This is a genomic window from Rhizobium sp. AB2/73 (assembly GCF_020871915.1).
GTDB classification, from domain to species: Bacteria; Pseudomonadota; Alphaproteobacteria; order Rhizobiales; family Rhizobiaceae; genus Rhizobium; species Rhizobium dioscoreae.
The window spans coordinates 100,178-116,897 of the sequence record NZ_CP067073.1; the positions used below are offsets into that span (position 1 = coordinate 100,178).

The following is a 16,720-nucleotide window of genomic DNA, read 5'->3' on the forward strand; positions in this document are numbered from 1 at the left end:
ATAGCCCGGCAGGCCGGAATCCCTTGCGGCCGGCGGAGTTTTGAAATCAGCTATGGAACAAATCGGCAGAATGGATCAGGTGCATACCGCGATGCACACGGACAGCCATATCAAGGCGACCCCAAGTGCCAACGCGCGCCTGGCACCGACAACTTTCTCCGCCTCTTCTTCCGCTACGGGCGTCGTTACGATCCAGGGCACGAAGCCGAGAGCCGCGAATCCGATGATGGCTAGGGCCACGACGAAATAATCGGATATGCGCCAAGGCCCCTGATCATACACTCCCCAATAGCCCAGAAAGGCCATTCCCACTGCAAACATCGTCGCGGACGCTGAGCAAAGCCCCGTGACAGAGCCCGCGGGTGCCCGCAACTTGCTTTTTTCCGGTATTGACCCGTTCATGACGCCATATCCACGACGGCAAGTCGCCTCTCCGCATATATGTCAGGAATTGCGCGCGACGGAAAGCGATTGAAATCGCCAAAGGCCGGATTGCAAGAATGGCGATCATCGTGTTCGATCTCCAACCTACAATCCGTCTATAGCGACCTCGATTCTCTAAAACGGGATCAGTGGGCCGGAATCCCGCGCTCCCAGCGCGGTTTCTAACAGACCTGATTGGTCATGAACGGAAGAGGCCTCGATCATTTCAGGCCCCTTCCACTCTTATCCCCTTCACACCTTATCCGGAACCGGAGTGAGCAGTGGGTGCGGGCGGGACGTCGGCGCCTGCACCCTTCTATTCGGCCGTTCTTTTGGTCCGGAGGAGGGACAGCACAAAGACGAAGAAGACCATCGTAGCACCTGAAGACTTGGCTACCGCTGCCTCGCCGGTGATGCGGATCGTCGGATAACCATTGTAGCCGACGATCTGCGGATCGCCCTTGCGCCGGTCGGCGGTCGCGAACGACGAGAGCGGCACCATTCCGCCGCTTGCGTTGCGAACGTTCAGCTTCATCATGTCTTCCACCTATTTGCGGCTGCGGCCATCCGCCTGCATGATGACCTGCTGCATGCGGTCGGCATTCGGATAGTCGTTGACATAGGAAGAGCCGAGGCTTGCGGTGGCATATCGTTGAATATAGATAAAATGGCATATCCGGTCGAGCTTTCTTCGGATGCCGGCAAAGCGCGCCTAACGATAAAACTCCGACGGCGGCTTGCCGAAATGCCGGCGGAACATGGCGGTAAAAGCGCTCTGGCTGGCGTAGCCGCAATCGAAGGCGACGTCGATGATGCGTTCGCCATTCGCCAGTTTGCGCAACGCGGACAGGAGGCGTGCCTGCTCGCGCCATCGCGCGAAGCTCATGCCCGTTTCCCTGGCGAAGAGGCGGTGCACCGTCTTGGCCGTTACATCCAAACGTTCGGCCCATTGCTCCGCGGTCGACGTGTCGGCAGGATACGCGGTGATCGCCTTGCATATCCGTTCGATACGTTCATCCTCCGGCATGGGAAGATGAAGGGGCAAGACATCGGAGACCCGCACTTCATCTAGGAGCAATTGCATGAGACGGTCGTCTCGACCGCCTTCTCCATAGTCGAGCGGAACTTGGACGGCGGCAACTATTAGCTCGCGCAACAGCGGCGAAACCTCGATGACACAGCTTTCCGCCGGCATATGGCGGATTGCCGTCGCATCGATGAAAACGGTTCGGATCTTGACCTCGCCGGACATCTTCACGTCATGCTCCAGCCCGGCGGCGAGCCACAGCGCCCGGTTCGGCGGCACCACCCATGATCCTTCCACCGACCGCACGATCATCACCCCCTCGATCGCATGGAGCAACTGGCCGCGCGGATGCGAATGCCAGCCGGTGGAGGCGCCGTCAGGATAGTTGACGTCCATGGCCGCCATGACGCGATGGGTATTATGAAACTCAAGATGTTTGCGCGTCGGATCGCTTTGCATGTCCCAATCTCTACAATCATGGTCATCATAGAGTGATACGGACCGGCTTCAAGGCGATAAGCCAGGGCCGTCGAATTGGTCCCATGGTTATCGCACATGAAAAACAACCTCGCATTTCTCTATCCCCTCGTCGCCATCGTCCTCTGGTCCGGAAACGTCATTGTCTCCCGGCTGTCGGCGCACACGATCGGGCCTGAGGCAATCACCTTCTATCGGCTGCTTCTCGCCGTCTGCTTGATGAGCACCTTCGTCGCCATCCCCGCCTGGCGAAACCGCTTCGTCATCTGGCCGCATCTTGGGCAATTCGCCATTCTCGGCTTCCTTGCCATGTGCTTCTTCCAGAGCCTGTCCTATCTGGCGGCGGAAACGACCACGGCGACAAACATGGCGGTGTTCACGGCCTTGACGCCACTGCTTACGGTGGCCTTGAGCGCCTTTGTGCTGAAGGATACGCCGACCGTCGGCATGGTCGGCGGCGGCGTTCTGTCGCTTGCCGGGCTTATCTATCTGGTGAGTGACGGTGATCCGACGGCGCTTGCTCGCGATGGCGTGCATCTCGGTGATCCGCTGATGTTGATCGCGGCGTTGAGCTATGCCGTGTATGGCGTTCTGCTCAAGCGCTGGAGCCTCCCAGTCGCTGGCTGGCAATCGACCTATATGCAGGCGATCTGCGCTCTGGTCATCATGTTTCCGGCGTTCCTTGCAACGCCTGCGCCCTTGCGTTCGCTGAATGCCGAGACCTTGCCACTGATTGCCTATGCCGGGGGCCTTGCCTCCGTCGTTCTTCCGTTCCTGTGGGTGCGCGGCGTCCACATTCTCGGACCCAATCGTTGCGCGGCTTTCATGAACCTCTTGCCGGTCTTCACCGCGCTCGGCGCCATCGTGATGCTCGGCGAGCCGGTGCGCGCCTATCACGTCATCGGCGGCGGCGCCGCTCTGGTGGGTGTCGCCTGCGTCGGGCTTTTCCGCCGGCCGTTGCGCGGCTCATCGCCACTTGTCGCGGAGATCGTCGAGTAACGGTCTAAGGCATGGCAAGTGGACGCGGAGTCGCTGGAGGCCGCGTCCATCTCTGCCGGTCGAACCTCACTTCCAGCTCGTATAGTCCGAGGCGGTACAGCCAAAGGGCGCGCGTTGATCACCGAAGCGCTTCTTTAGCTGATCGCAGCCCCAGCGGTTGAGTGGCGCCGGCATCATATTGTTGAGATCCATGGCGGGCGAGGTGAACTGCGAACTGGCACTGGTCACATACCAGAGCCAGTAGCCGAAAATGCCGGCGATGAAGAGAAGTATGACCAGGAAAACCCTGGCAAGCCGCGCCATGACGGACGGCCCTTTCTTCCCTTGAGCCACGAGCTGCGGCGGATGACCGCCAAGTTCCGCTGTCAGGGGCGCGAGAATACCGGCGCGTTCCTCCGCCGGCATGTCGATCCGCTCCAGTCGGCTGTCCAAAAGTGCTGGGAGAGCCGTATTTCCATGCTAGACGGCGAGCGCCACGGCCTTGCCGTCCTTTGCACCGACGACCAGGGGTTCCTGTCCTGGCTCGAGGTTCGTATGGGCCACGCGTCCGGTTTTTCTGCCGGCGATCTTGTCGGTATAGGTCACCGTCAGCCGCTTGCCTCGCCGCTGGAAGGCTGTGATTTCCACAGGGACCGGCTCGAGCTGAGCAGCCCGGCGCAATTGTCCGCGAACACGCCAGACACGCAGGATCTGGAAGATCATGGCGATGCAGGCGCCCCCAAGAAGGGCGACGAACACGGCAAGCGTTATGATCCGGTTCCACAGCATATCCAGCCCGAGGCTGAGGGTCGCCAGGTCCGGATGGTCGCCGGAGATGACCAGGTCCGTGTCATAGTCACCGACATGGATATCGACGAACATGATCTCGACATCCTTGTCATAGGCCTGGCCATCGTAGACGTAGTTGAGATGCGCCTCGCAGGTCGTGAAGAAGCCCTTCCGGGTCGAGCATTTCCCATCGCGGATATCGCCGTTAGCCAGCTTGACGGGATTTTGGCTGATCGTCCAATCCCTCAATATGCCCGGCACTTCGGAAACAGCCATGAAAACCGTCAGGCCGATCAGGATCGGCAGGGAGAAATAGACGGCTTTCGGCATTGAAATAAGGTTCTGGGCAAGCCTCAGGGCTCTTTCTGGAAGTTTGATCGTCGGGAATGTCATTGTCTGCCTGAAACTCCGGGTGATTGTGTAGGCATCCGCAAAGCAGGAAGCGAAGCGGAGGCCTCGCATAATCCTCGGAGTCCCACTTTGCGCCCACAGCTGCGGCGCGAAGAAATAGACACTCTACCTGTCAGCTCAATACCCGGTTGTAGGCCATTCGACGAATTCATGGTGATGCTAGAGTAAACCTGTCTGAGTGTGACCTTTTTGTACCGCAAACCTTCACCGATGCGGACGAGTCCGTCGGGAGCGCATCGCGATCTCTCAGATTCGTTTCTCGCCCTTAAGACTTCTGATCTCGCGCATGTCGGGGTCACAAAACCGCTGCGCATTTTGCGCGTCATGCTTTAGCTTCCGCATCCATATGGATTTTCCAGACCGAGGAAGGATATCAATATGACCAATGCCGCCTGGCATGCAGAGCCGCTAAGTTGGGGTCACGGACCTCGTATATTCGAGGTTTTCCTGGAACCGACCTGCCCATTTTCCGTCAGGGCCTTCAACAAGCTCGATGTCTTGCTGGCGCAGGCGGGCGAGGACAGGATCACCATCAGGATCCGCCTGCAATCGCAGCCCTGGCATATGTTTTCGGGTGTTCTGGTGCGCTGCATCCTTGCTGCCTCGACGCTTGCCGGCGGCAGGGAAACCGCAAGGAGGGTGATGGCCGCGATCGGGGCGCACCGCGAGGAGTTTGAATTCGCCCATCATGCGGGCGGGCCGAATATGGATGTGACGCCGAATGAACTGATCGAGCGGCTGGAGCGCCACAGCGGTATCAAGTTGAAGGAGGCTTTTGCCATCCCGGATCTTGATCGGGAGATCAAGTGGCACTGCAAATATGCCCGGCAGAACGGCATTCACGTTTCCCCGACCTTCATGATCGACGGACTGGTGCAGACCGACATGAGCAGCGGCGATGACGTCGAAGCCTGGGTGAAGAGAATCTCCGCCTCGTGAAAGCCAAAAGGGCAAGGCGCCGATGTTCCTCCATGGGCCCTCGCTCCAGAGGGCCCTTAGTCTTCGACGTTCGGCAGCAGGATCGTCAAAAGTCCGATCAGCGGCAGGAAGGCGCAAAGCTCGAATACGAACTCGATGCTGGTGTGGTCGGCAAGGACGCCAAGCGCGGCCGCGCCGATGCCGCCCATGCCGAAGGCGAAGCCGAAGAACAGGCCGGACACCATGCCGACGCGACCTGGCAGCAATTCCTGCGCATAGACGACGATCGCGGAAAAGGCCGACGCAATGACCGTGCCGATGATAGCGCTGAGAATGATCGTCGTTTCGAGATTGGCATGGGGCAGAACGACGGTGAAGGGCAGGATGCCGAGGATCGAACCCCAGATGACCTTCTTGCGGCCGATCCGGTCGCCCACGGGGCCGCCGACCATCGTGCCGACGGCGACCGCGGCGAAGAACACGAACTGGCAGAGCTGAGCCGTCCGTTCCGTCACGCCGAACCGAGCCATGAGATAGAAATTGTAGTAGCTGGTGAAACTCGCCAGATAGAAATACTTCGAGAAGATCAGTGCGATCAGGACGGCAATGGCAAGACCGACGCGGGCGCGCGACAGGCTCAGCGCCTTATGGGGCTTGCCGGATTTCGCCGGCGCGCGCAGATGGCCGCCATTCAGCTGATACCAGCGGCCGAGGCCAGCGAGAATAAGAATGCCGGCAAAAGCCAGGCTGGCAAGCGCGGCCATTCCATGCTGGCCATGCGGAAGGATGAAGAAGGCTGCGAGCAGCGGGCCGAGTGAGGTGCCGAAATTGCCGCCGACCTGGAACAGGGACTGGGCGAAGCCATGTTTTCCGCCTGATGCCAGTCGGGCGATGCGGGAGGCTTCCGGATGGAAGATAGAGGAGCCGAAGCCGAGCAGTATCGCGCCCATGAGTAGCGTTGGGTAATTGGGCGCCATGCCGAGCGTGATCATGCCGGCGCAGCTGCAGATCATGCCGAACGGCAATGAATAGGGCTGGGGCCGTCCATCCGTGTACCAGCCGACGAAGGGTTGCAGGATCGAGGCCGTGATCTGGTAGACGAATGTCAGCACGCCCAGCTGGGCGAAGCTCAGGTCAAAGCCGGTCTTGAGCACCGGATAGCTTGCCGGCAGCAATGCCTGGGTGACGTCGTTGATGAAGTGGCCAAGGCTCGCCACCATAATGACCGGATATATCGTCGTAGCCGCGCGGGGCGGATTCATCACCTGGCTCATGACCGTCACTTTTCAATGTTTCGTCGCGCTGATATTAGAAAACAAAATTGCCCGCTACCGCGACAGGGCGTAATTCTTACGAGACTGGGCCAGAATGGTCAGGAACAGCCGCATAGACCCATTCATCGATGTCGACCGGCCACTCATCGCCCTCGGCAATGAGTATGGCGACGGCCACCGCGTCGAACCGCACCAGCATCGCCGCGCCCAACTACTCTACGGCTTTTCCGGCGTCGTGGTGGTGACAACGCCTGACGGCACGCTCGTCATGCCGCCGGAGCGTGGGATGTGGATCCCTCCGGGCGTGATCCATAGCGTTCGCATGCTCGGAAAGGTCAGCATGCGCAGTCTTTACATTGAGCCGGAAGCGATCAAGACGATGCCGGATCACTGTCAGGTGGTCGAAATCTCGCCCCTGCTGCGCACGCTCATCGCCGAAGCCGTCGATATTCCGGTCGATTACGACGTCAATGATCGGGCCGGCGCCTTGATGGCATTGCTTCTGCACGAACTGGCAAGATTAAGGCCGTTGCCCTTGTCCCTACCGATCCCGCGCAACAGGACGCTGGCTCAGAAATGCCAGGATTTCCTCAGGCGGCCGGCAACGCATGATACGATCGATCTATGGGCCAGCCACATGCGCATGAGCCGCCGCGCGTTTACTCGCATGTTTCGCCTGGAGACGGGGCTGAGCTTCGTCAAATGGCGCGAGCAGGCCTGTCTGCATGCCGCGCTTCCGCGGCTTGTCGCCGGCGTGCCGGTGACGACGATCGCGATTGACCTTGGCTATAAGAACCCGGCCGCCTTCACGACCATGTTCAAGCGCGCCTTCGGTTGTTCGCCACGCGAAATGGCGCGCCAGCACGCTGGAAGCGGCTCCGCCGTTGCGAGTCCCCAGGCATGACCATCATGTCGCGTCGAGATAGGGCTTCAATGGCATGTCGTCGTGCCTGGGCACCGTCTGCCGTTCAATCATGTGGTGGATGACGGGCGGGCGGTCGCCGCGATGCAATCTGTCCAGGCGTTCGGCGACCTCGACATCGGCATGCGTCTGGCGCTGGCTGTGGCGAACATAATCGATCCAGGTCGGCAGATGGTAGCTTTCCGTCCAGGTGTTCGGCTTTTCCAGATCGCGCAACAGCGACCATTGTTTTGCCCCGTCGCGGATTCTCATCCGGCGACGCTGGGCCATGACGGCTAGAAATTCCGCCACATCCTCCTGATCGATGTCGTAGTCCACCATGACCAGGATGGGGCCGCTTCTGGAACGCAGGTCGAGCTGCAATTGTGGTTCGCTGAAGGTGTTCGTCGGATCGAGATTAAGCGATTCGAAATCCGGCTGGCGCAGCAGCAGGCCAAGCAGGCCACCTATTGCCAGGCCGACGCCTGCGATGAAAAGCGCGCCCGTGACACCGTGGGTGTCGGCCAGTGCACCCCACAGCCAGCTTCCAACCGCCATACCGCCAAAGGTCGCGGTCTGATAGAGCGACAGCGCGCGGCCGACCACCCAGCGTGGCGTGGAAAGCTGAACGGTGACATTGAAGAGCGAGAAGGCCTGCACCCAGGCGACGCCAGCCGGCATGAGAATAAGGCAGCTCAGCCATACCTGGTTGCTTAGCGCAAGCAGGAAACAGCTCACCGCCAATGTGAAGAAGGCGCCGCGGATCACCCATTCATTGCTCAGGATATCGCGGATTCGGCCGATCAGCATCGCGCCGCAGATGGCGCCAAAGCCGAAGAAGCCGAGCATGATGCCGTAGGTGATCGCCGTGCCGTGGACATGGTCGCGTGCCACGAGGGGCAGGAGTGCCAGGATGACGATCGCCGTCAAGCCGAAGACGAAACTGCGGCACATGACCTTGAGAAGGTTCGGCGACATCAGCACGTAGCGAAAGCCTGCCGACATCGCGCTGCCGAACGGCTCGCGCGGCAGCGTGTTGCGGGCGGGCGCGGTCTTCCAGCGCCATAGGGTGATGATGAGCGCGAAGTAACAGAAGACATTGAAGAGGAACGCAAAGGCCGCACCGGCGGCCGCGACGATGACGCCGCCGATGGCGGGTCCGATGCTGCGCATGAGGTTGTAGCTCATGCTGTTGAGCGCGACCGCACCCGGCAGGTGCTCACGTGGCACGACATCGCCCATCGATGCCTGCCATGATGGATTGTGAAGCGCGCCGCCGCAGCCAATCAGGAAGGTGAAGCAAAGCAAAAGCCAAGGGGTTAGCGCATTGCTGTAGGACAGGATCGCCAGCGTCGCCGAGACCGAGAGCATCAGCGTCTGTGCAATCAGCATGATCCGCCTGCGGTCGTAATTGTCAGCCAGCGCTCCGGCCGCAAGCGAGAAGATCATGACGGGCAGGGTGGTGGAGGACTGAACGAGCGCCACCATGCCATGTGATGTCGCGAGGCTGGTCATCAGCCACGCGGCACCGACGCCTTCGACCAATCCGCCGAGATTGGAGATGAGCGTTGCCGACCAGAGAGAGCGGAAAGTCTTCGATTGGAACGCGATGAGCGGAGAGGGTCTATTGGGCATGTCGGCTTTTCTTCGCAGGATTATCTTGCCCGGCGGCGCAGCGGGCTCGCTCAAAGCGTAAGCGCAGCCGAGTCGAAATCGAGCCTATAGTGATTTGCTAATTTCCGAAACGATTTTGGAATAATATTCTCGCCAATAAAGGCGGAATTCAGCAATTGCATGAGTAAAGCCTCGGACGGCAAAGCTGCAAAGAACGGTTTTCACTCGACCAACGTGCCAATTCGATCGGGGTCGGGAGAAACCAAGATGATCGCTGCCTTACCGGAAACATCCTTGGCAGAAACGAATCCGTTTTCGCCGAATTGATCTGGAAAGCGACTGTCGACGGAATTGTGCCTGTTGTCGCCCAGCACGAAATAATGACCCGCGGGCACTTCGAATGGACCTGCTTCGTCCTGGCCGGCGACCGCTTGATCCGTCATTGAGGTCCTGTAGCGCCGTCCTTCCGGCGTCGTCTCCTCAAGAATTCTAGCCGTATTGCCGAAGAGATCCGTCATCGTGCGATCCGTCGGCGCCACCGAAAAGGCCTTGCCGTCGACGAAAACCGTACCATCGTGCAATTCCACTTTTTCACCAGGAAGGCCGATCAGCCGCTTGACGTACAAGACTGGCTTGTCCAGAGAGGCGTAGTACTTGCTGGAAAAGACGATGATGTCGCCGCGCTTGGGCGCGGTGTCTTTATAGGGCTTCATCATCAAGACTTCTTTTTCCTGGATGCTCGGCGCCATGGAAGATGCAGGCATCGTTCGCATCGACATGCCGCAGAAATCGCGCTGGAAACCGGCAGCGTCGCAATCAACTGGAGCCACGGCCGATAGCGCCCTGGCTGCCTTGTCCGCCAGCTCCCGCATCTCGGCCGGATTTGATTTCCACAGACCCGCCTTCGCAAGAAGAAGCGGATAGGCTGGCTCGATAAATCGCATGAACTCCTGCTCGCGCGCATCGTCGGCCGCCATAGCCTTTCCCGCGACGAGGAGAGCCGACAATCCTGCTAACAGCACACTAGCGCGAAAAGAGAAACTCACATTATCCTCGCAAGTCACGAACCGATCATGAAGCGTCAAGATTGAGCGTGTGGCGGCAAAGGCAAGGGCAAAATGATGTCGCGCGCTTATCAGCGCAATTTCGAAAATGACAATCCATTCGAAGGCGGTGAAGGCGCCGCTGGACTTGCCAAACCTGCGATCTATCGATGCTGCACGATCAACACAAAGGAATTGCTGCTACCCGCCTTCCAATCCAATTGGGTAGCTCACTTAAATCTACGGTAGATGCTAATATTCTAATTGCCGGCCTGAATGCCACCCTTGGGCCGTACAGTGCAGCGTCCGACGACTGCCCCCATCCTTTGTCGTCGGACGCACCCCTCAATATTGGCATCAGCTTTGAACGGCAGGTCGCTTTGCGCGAGAACTTGTCATTCACTCATTGGGTCAGTGCCGTGCAGTCGGGATGGACTAATACTGCCCGTCCGCGGAATCAGCCTCTGCGGTCTTCTCAGGACTTTTGTCTCTGCCAGGTTTGGGGCTTCGACCGTTTGATGTTCCGCCGGTATCGCTGTTCTTCCGGTCGATCATGGCGCGGAATTCGGCTTCCGGGACAGGCGGGCTGAAGTAAAAGCCCTGACTCTCCGAGCAACCGGCCTTGATGACCATGTCGAGTTGGGTCTGCGTCTCGACGCCCTCCGCCGTGGTCAGCATCTTGAGATTGCGACCGAGCGTAGCGATGGACTGGACGATGGCAAAGCTGTCGGGCCGGTTCTCCAGGTCGCGCACGAAACTGCGATCGATTTTCAATTTATCGAAGGGGAAGCGCTGCAGATAGTTCAAGGAAGAATAGCCGGTGCCGAAATCATCAAGCGCGATGGTCAAGCCGAGCGAACGCAGCCGGTTCAGTACCTCGATGTTCGCCGCATTGTCCCGCAAGAGCACCGATTCGGTGATTTCCAGCTCCAGCCGCCGTGCATCGAATTCCGTAAATTCCAGCACACTCTTGACCATATCGACCAGATCCGTCTGACGGAACTGAACCGGAGAGAGGTTGACCGAAACGCGCACGTCCTCGGGCCAGTTCAGGGCGTCCTCGCATGCCCGTTGCAGCACCCATTTGCCGAGCGTATCGATGAAGCCGGTTTCCTCCGCCAGCGGGATGAATTCGGTCGGCGGGATCAGCCCGCGCTCGGGATGGCGCCAGCGCACCAGTGCTTCGCTGGCGACGATCTTGCGGGTCTTGTGCGAAATCTGCGGCTGATAGTGAATCTCGAATTGCCCAAGCTTGATGCCATGACGCATATCCGCCTCCAGATTGCGCCGGTTCTGGAGATCCTCCTCCATCTGCGGGGAGAAGATGCGATAGACGCCCTTACCATCGGCCTTCGCCTGGTATAGCGCTAGGTCGGCGTTCTTCATCAGTTGGCCGGTGTCACCGCCGGTGCGCGGTGCGACCGCGATGCCGATGCAGGTGCTGACAACGATCTCATTACCATCGACACGATAAGGCCGGCTGATGCTGGCAATGAGGCGCTCCGACAGATCGCGGGCGCTGTCGAGTGTGGAATCCAGACACCAATGCAGCACGGCAAATTCGTCACCGCCCAATCGAGCCACGATGTCATGTTGTGACGCGGTGTTGCGCAGCCGTCTGGCGACCTTGCGTAGCAACACGTCGCCTACGGGGTGGCCCAGCGTGTCGTTGACTTCCTTGAAGCGGTCGAGATCGAGATAGAGTATGGTGAATAATTGGCCGCCGGCCGCCAATCCGCGCAGTGCGTGACTGACGCTTTCCCAGAACAGCAGCCGATTGGGCATATCGGTCAGCGCGTCGTGATGGGCCATGTGCACCACACGATCCTGCGCGCGATGACGCTCGCTGACATCCTCGAAAGTGCAGACCCAGCCGCCTTCGGCCGTCGGCTCGTGCGATACGGCCAGCACCATGCCATTCGCGAGATGATGAATATGGTCGCTGAGCACGGCGATGTCGTTCCGGACACGCGCCTTATCGCCAGCGATGCTGGGCGGCCCGCTGGTTGATAATCCAGGAGGCAGCAATTCGGGCGCGATGAGATCAGCCAAGGGTGTGCCCAGCTTTGCCCGGACTTCGTCCAGACCGAACAGGGCCAGGAAACGGGGATTGTGAACGACGACGCGATATTGGTCGTCGAGCAGGCAGAGACCCAGCGACATGGCCTCCATTGCCGCATCGAACCGGGCATTCTGGATCGCCAAGGTCTGCTCCTTGGCCTGCAGGATCTTCTGCGCCCGGCCCAGAAGGCCATTGTGGATGAGCAGCAGCAGAATCAGCAGGCAACCGCCTATGAGCATGCCGACGGTGACCCATGTCAGGGCCAATTGCAGCCCGAGGAGGCCGCGCCGGTCTTCGGCAATGCGCGCCGAATACCACATGTTGCTATCGCTGGAGAGCCGCGCCAGCTTCGGATAGATCGGCTCCAGGATCGCAAGGATCCGTGCCGGCGTGCCGGGTACCGAAAGCTGACTAAGCAGTGGGCGGGTCTGGTTGAGCGCCTCTTCGAGGTCGTCGAGGGTTTCGCCGATATGAGGGTTGGATTGTACGAACTTCTCGACCCCGTTGGATCGCAGGGTCTTGAGGCGATTGACGACGATATCGAAGCGCAGCCTGACTTCGTGGGCATCGACCTGGCCATCGTTCATGCCCATGGCGCTGACGCGCTGTTCGAGCCTGGTGAACTCACTCGGGGCTTGGGCTATCGTCCAGGTGATGTTGCCCAGGCCGACATCTTGCAGTGCGGTCTGGCGCTGGAAGACCAAGGCGGAAATATAGATCGCCGAGGTGATGAAACCCAGGATCACAATGATCAGCGCTGTGCGGAGGTAGCGCATGCGGCCCCGGGGCTATTTCACGGAGATTGCCTTGACCTGCCAGACGGCACGACCGTGATACGGCTGTCCCTGCAGGATGGGGTTGCTGTCGAATGGATACATCACGAAGAACGGGCCCTGATCGTCGATAGGCATATATGCGCCATTGCGCTTGACGGCAAGGATCGTACCGAACTTGGTGAAATCGCTGGTCGGGATATCGACGCTATAATCATTGAGGGCAATGACGGTGGCCGTCGAACCTTGGGCCTTGGCCTTTTCAAGCAACAGCGCCATTGGCACGCCTTCGAAGTTGACGACACCTTCATTCCAGGGCGTCGAAGTCTTGATCGACACGAGGCCCATCGCCTCAAGCTGATTGCGATCGAAGGTCACCGAGCCCGAGGAACCGGTAACCGTCACCGACGGCACGTCCTGCGCTAGGGCGGGCGCGGCGAACACAGCAAGGACTGCAAGAATAACTGAGGCGAGAAGACGCATTTAGGGTCCGATGCTTTCGGGGTATGGGCCTTGCCCGTTCTATCTCCAGCCTGCACAACTGGCTGTTAAAGATCGGTTAAGTTCCACAGGGCAATGGAAACAAACTTAACAGCTCAAGATTTAGCGTAGCATTTGTCGGAACTCGCTGATCTATTTTCAGCTCGGTAAGATCCGGGTTACGTGCCACTGATCTGCACTTTTGCTATGAAGTCGACGGATGCCGATATCGATTTTCTCGGCGGCTTCGGCGGCTTTAAGGGCGTTGCGATTTCATCTCCCCATCAATCATCCCGAAGACGTGCGGTGACCAGACCAAAAGTGACTGGCCCGACAGCACTTCTCCTTGCTACTCCTCGATAGTGAGCAAGTGCAACAAATTCATGATAGATACGGTCCCCGGCTTGCCCGCAACGGTTGGCGTTGCCGGCAAGAAAAATAGTTCAGCTTTTTGTTGAACTTATACGCTTTCCAACTGCGCCGCTCAATACAGAATGCGTCACGCCACAGGCTGCGTAACTCCGAGTCGCTCGATTGGCGGCGGCGATGATCTATTGCAGCAGGATCGCGCGGAAGTCGTTGACGTTCGTGCCGGTCGGGCCGCTTACAAAGAGGTCGTCGATAGCGGCGAAGGCCGACCAGCTGTCGTTGCGCTGAAGGAAGTCGGCCGCATCCCTCTTTCGATCGGCAAGCCGGGCAACGGTGGTGCCGTCGGCGAAGGCGCCGGCATTGTCTTCCGAGCCGTCGATGCCGTCCGTGTCGGCGGCGAGCGCTGAGATGCCCTTCTGGCCGGAAATGGCGCAGGCGAAGGACAGGAGGAACTCGCTGTTGCGGCCACCTTTGCCCTTGCCCTTGATCGTGACCGTGGTTTCCCCGCCAGACAGGAGAAGCATGGGGTCTTGCGACGCCAGACCTCGCTGCAGGATCTTGGCTACAATCGCCGCATGTTGGCGACCGACCTCCGATGCCTCGCCCTCGATGGCATCGGACAGCACGATGGTCTCGACGCCGGCCTTGCGGGCGACATCGGCGGCAGCATCCAGCGCGATGGCCGCCGAAGCAACGAGCTTCACTTCGTTGCGAGCGAAACGAGGATCTGAAGGCAGCGGCGCTTCATCCGTGCCCTCTTCGAGATGACGCATCACCGCGTCGGGCAAGTCGAGACCGTAATGTTCTATGATCGCAAGTGCATCTGTACGGGTCGTCTCGTCGGCGATGGTCGGGCCGGAGGCGACCAGCGCTGGGTTGTCGCCTGGGATATCGGAAACGACGAGGGAGATGACCCTTGCCGGATGAGCAAGGGCCGCCAGCCTGCCTCCCTTGATGCGCGAGACCTGCTTGCGCACGGCATTCATGGCGCCGATCGGCGCGCCGGAGGCAAGCAGGGCCCGATTGACGGCGATCTCGTCGGCAAGCGTGAGATCGCCGGCCGGCGCGGGCAACAGTGCCGAGCCGCCGCCGCAGATGAGGGCGACGACCAGATCGTCTTCCGTGAGACCGTTTACCGCTGCCATCAACCGATCTGATGCGTGCAGGCCATTTTCGTCCGGTACCGGATGCGCGGCCTCGAGAACCTCGATGCGCTCACATGGCACGGCATAGCCGTAACGCGTGACCACAACGCCGGAAAGCGGAGCATCCCAGAGACGCTCGAAGGCACGCGCCATCTGTGCCGCCCCCTTGCCGGCACCGACCACCACCGTCCGACCCTTCGGCTTTTCAGGCAGATGGGGAACCAGCGCCTTATCCGGATCGGCGGCCGCGACCGCCGCATAGAACAGCTCTTCCAGAAAGGCGCGGGGATCGGCGATATCAGGCATCGGGTCTCTCACATGTTACGCGACGGGATGGTTCGCCATGCGCTCCAGCGCCTTGACGAGACCGGAATGATCGAGCCCGCTATCGCCGTTGGCGGCGCATTGGTTGAAAAGCTCCTGCGTAGCCGCGGTGTTCGGCAGCGAGACGCCGAGCGCCTTGGCACCCTGCAGGGCGAGGTTCAAATCCTTCTGATGCAGCGAGATGCGGAATCCGGGTTCGAAAGTGCGCTTGATCATGCGTTCGCCATGCACTTCGAGGATGCGCGAGGAGGCAAAACCGCCCATCAGGGCCGAGCGCACGCGAGCCGGATCGGCGCCGGCCTTGGAGGCGAAGACAAGCGCCTCGGACACGGCCTCGATCGTCAATGCGACGATGATCTGGTTGGCGACCTTGGTAACCTGGCCATCGCCGCAATCGCCAACGAGGGTGATGTTCTTGCCCATCAGCTGGAAGAGCGGCAGCGCCCGCTCGAAACTGGCTTCGGAACCGCCGGCCATGATGGAAAGCGAGGCGTTCTTGGCGCCGACTTCGCCACCGGAAACCGGCGCGTCGATATATTCGGCGCCGCTCTCGCGAATCTTCCTGGCGAATTCCTTGGTCTCGATCGGTGAGATCGAGCTCATGTCGATGACGAGTTTGCCCTTGGACAAGCCGTAGGCGACGCCGTTCTCGCCGAAGAGCACGTCCTTCACTTCAGGTGTATCCGGCAGCATCAGGATGATTGTGTCGACGGTTTCGGCAAGCTCCTTCGGCGTTTCGACGAATTGCAGGCCGTTGTCGAGCAGCTCCTGGCGCGGCGGAATGGCAAACTTTGATGTGACGACGATGTGGCCGGCATTTTGCAGATGACGCGCCATGGGAGTGCCCATGATGCCGAGGCCGATAAATCCGATATGTGCCATGGTTATTAGCTCCTGATATTGAGAATGGCTGCGCTTTCGGCGTGGCGGCCTGCTGCGGCAAACCAGCCGAGCCCCGCCGCGGTCGTGGTGCGCGGCTTGTATTCGCAGCCGATCCAGCCGTCATAGCCGAGCGCATCAAGCGCTTCGAAGACAAAGGGGTAGGCGATCTCGCCGGTGCCCGGTTCGTTGCGACCCGGATTGTCGGCAAGCTGCACATGGGCAATCCGTGCCTGATGCTTCCTAAAGGTGCCGATCAGCTCGCCCTCGGTGCGCTGCTGGTGATAGAGGTCGTACTGAATGAACAGGTTGTCGCTGCCGACCTCGGCGATGATCGAGGCTGCCTGGTCCGGCGTGTTGAGATAGAAGCCGGGAATGTCGAACCGGTTGATCGGCTCGATCAGCAGGCGGATCCCCTGCTTGCCGAGCTCTTCCGCTGCATATTTGAGGTTGACGATGAAGGTGGTTCGCAGGACCTCATCGGGCACGCCAGCTGGTGTAATGCCTGCGAGGCAATTGATCTGGCTGCAGCCGAGCGTCGTCGCATAATCGATCGCCGAGGCAACGCCGCGGCGGAACTCGTCGATACGATCGGGCAGGATCGCGATGCCGCGTTCGCCGCCGGCCCAGTTGCCGGCGGGCAGATTGTGCAGCACCTGGGTCAGGCCATGGCGATCGAGTTCGGCGCGCAGCGCTTCCTTGGCAAAATCGTAAGGAAACAGGTATTCGACGCCCTCGAAGCCCGCCTTGGCGGCCAGTGCGAAGCGATCGAGAAACGGCGCCTCGGTGAAGAGCATGGTGAGATTGGCCGCAAATTTCGGCATTGTGTTCCT

13 protein-coding genes and 2 pseudogenes are annotated in these 16,720 nt (G+C 59.9%); 3 read left to right on the plus strand and 12 right to left on the minus strand.

The window, feature by feature from the left end; translation table 11 throughout:
- Positions 1-75: 75 nt before the first annotated feature.
- The 3 genes and pseudogenes from I8E17_RS26365 to I8E17_RS26375 all read right to left on the minus strand — a co-directional run bounded on the left by I8E17_RS26365 (position 76) and on the right by I8E17_RS26375 (position 1,909).
- Entirely contained in the window at positions 76-402 is a 327-nt protein-coding gene (locus I8E17_RS26365; protein WP_069614065.1) for a hypothetical protein, read from the minus strand.
- A gap of 388 nt (positions 403-790) precedes the next feature.
- Positions 791-1,066 (minus strand): annotated as a pseudogene (locus I8E17_RS26370) (efflux RND transporter permease subunit); the annotation flags it as partial.
- Positions 1,067-1,135: 69 nt separating this feature from the next.
- Positions 1,136-1,909 (minus strand): helix-turn-helix transcriptional regulator, encoded by a 774-nt coding sequence (locus I8E17_RS26375; protein WP_069614067.1) that lies wholly within the window; start codon positions 1,907-1,909, stop codon positions 1,136-1,138.
- Positions 1,910-2,005: 96 nt separating this feature from the next.
- On the opposite strand from I8E17_RS26375, the gene I8E17_RS26380 reads away from it, so the two are divergent.
- Positions 2,006-2,926, plus strand: coding sequence for a DMT family transporter (locus tag I8E17_RS26380; protein ID WP_069614068.1), 921 nt, complete (start codon positions 2,006-2,008; stop codon positions 2,924-2,926).
- Positions 2,927-2,992: 66 nt separating this feature from the next.
- On the opposite strand, the pseudogene I8E17_RS26385 reads toward I8E17_RS26380, so the two are convergent.
- Positions 2,993-4,087: pseudogene (locus I8E17_RS26385) on the minus strand (hypothetical protein).
- 396 nt (positions 4,088-4,483) lie between these two features.
- On the opposite strand from I8E17_RS26385, the gene I8E17_RS26390 reads away from it, so the two are divergent.
- Positions 4,484-5,044, plus strand: coding sequence for a thioredoxin (locus tag I8E17_RS26390; protein WP_069614069.1), 561 nt, complete (start codon positions 4,484-4,486; stop codon positions 5,042-5,044).
- 56 nt (positions 5,045-5,100) lie between these two features.
- Here I8E17_RS26390 and I8E17_RS26395 read toward each other — a convergent pair whose 3' ends face one another.
- Complete coding sequence (locus tag I8E17_RS26395) at positions 5,101-6,297, minus strand: MFS transporter (RefSeq protein WP_069614070.1); 1,197 nt, start codon at positions 6,295-6,297, stop codon at positions 5,101-5,103.
- A 94-nt stretch (positions 6,298-6,391) separates the two neighbouring features.
- On the opposite strand from I8E17_RS26395, the gene I8E17_RS26400 reads away from it, so the two are divergent.
- The gene (locus I8E17_RS26400; protein WP_069614071.1) at positions 6,392-7,201 is read left to right on the plus strand and encodes a helix-turn-helix transcriptional regulator; all 810 of its coding nucleotides are present in this window, start codon (positions 6,392-6,394) and stop codon (positions 7,199-7,201) included.
- A gap of 3 nt (positions 7,202-7,204) precedes the next feature.
- On the opposite strand, the gene I8E17_RS26405 is transcribed toward I8E17_RS26400, so the two are convergent.
- The 7 genes from I8E17_RS26405 to hyi form a co-directional block, all read right to left on the minus strand.
- Positions 7,205-8,833 (minus strand): MFS transporter, encoded by a 1,629-nt coding sequence (locus I8E17_RS26405; RefSeq protein WP_069614072.1) that lies wholly within the window; start codon positions 8,831-8,833, stop codon positions 7,205-7,207.
- Between the two features lie 200 nt (positions 8,834-9,033).
- Positions 9,034-9,789: a signal peptidase I gene (lepB, locus tag I8E17_RS26410; protein WP_069614073.1), complete on the minus strand. Its 756-nt coding sequence runs from the start codon at positions 9,787-9,789 to the stop codon at positions 9,034-9,036.
- A 501-nt stretch (positions 9,790-10,290) separates the two neighbouring features.
- Positions 10,291-12,693 (minus strand): EAL domain-containing protein, encoded by a 2,403-nt coding sequence (locus I8E17_RS26415; protein ID WP_069614074.1) that lies wholly within the window; start codon positions 12,691-12,693, stop codon positions 10,291-10,293.
- A 12-nt stretch (positions 12,694-12,705) separates the two neighbouring features.
- Positions 12,706-13,173 carry a molybdopterin-dependent oxidoreductase gene (locus I8E17_RS26420; RefSeq protein WP_069614075.1) on the minus strand — a complete coding sequence of 156 codons (468 nt, stop codon included), beginning with the start codon at positions 13,171-13,173 and terminating at the stop codon, positions 12,706-12,708.
- 548 nt (positions 13,174-13,721) lie between these two features.
- On the minus strand, positions 13,722-14,990 hold the full coding sequence (locus I8E17_RS26425; RefSeq protein ID WP_069614076.1) for a glycerate kinase: 1,269 nt from the start codon (positions 14,988-14,990) through the stop codon (positions 13,722-13,724).
- A gap of 15 nt (positions 14,991-15,005) precedes the next feature.
- Positions 15,006-15,890: a 2-hydroxy-3-oxopropionate reductase gene (gene glxR, locus I8E17_RS26430; protein ID WP_069614077.1), complete on the minus strand. Its 885-nt coding sequence runs from the start codon at positions 15,888-15,890 to the stop codon at positions 15,006-15,008.
- A gap of 5 nt (positions 15,891-15,895) precedes the next feature.
- Positions 15,896-16,711, minus strand: a complete 816-nt coding sequence (gene hyi, locus I8E17_RS26435; RefSeq protein ID WP_069614078.1) for a hydroxypyruvate isomerase — start codon at positions 16,709-16,711, stop codon at positions 15,896-15,898.
- Positions 16,712-16,720: the final 9 nt, after the last annotated feature.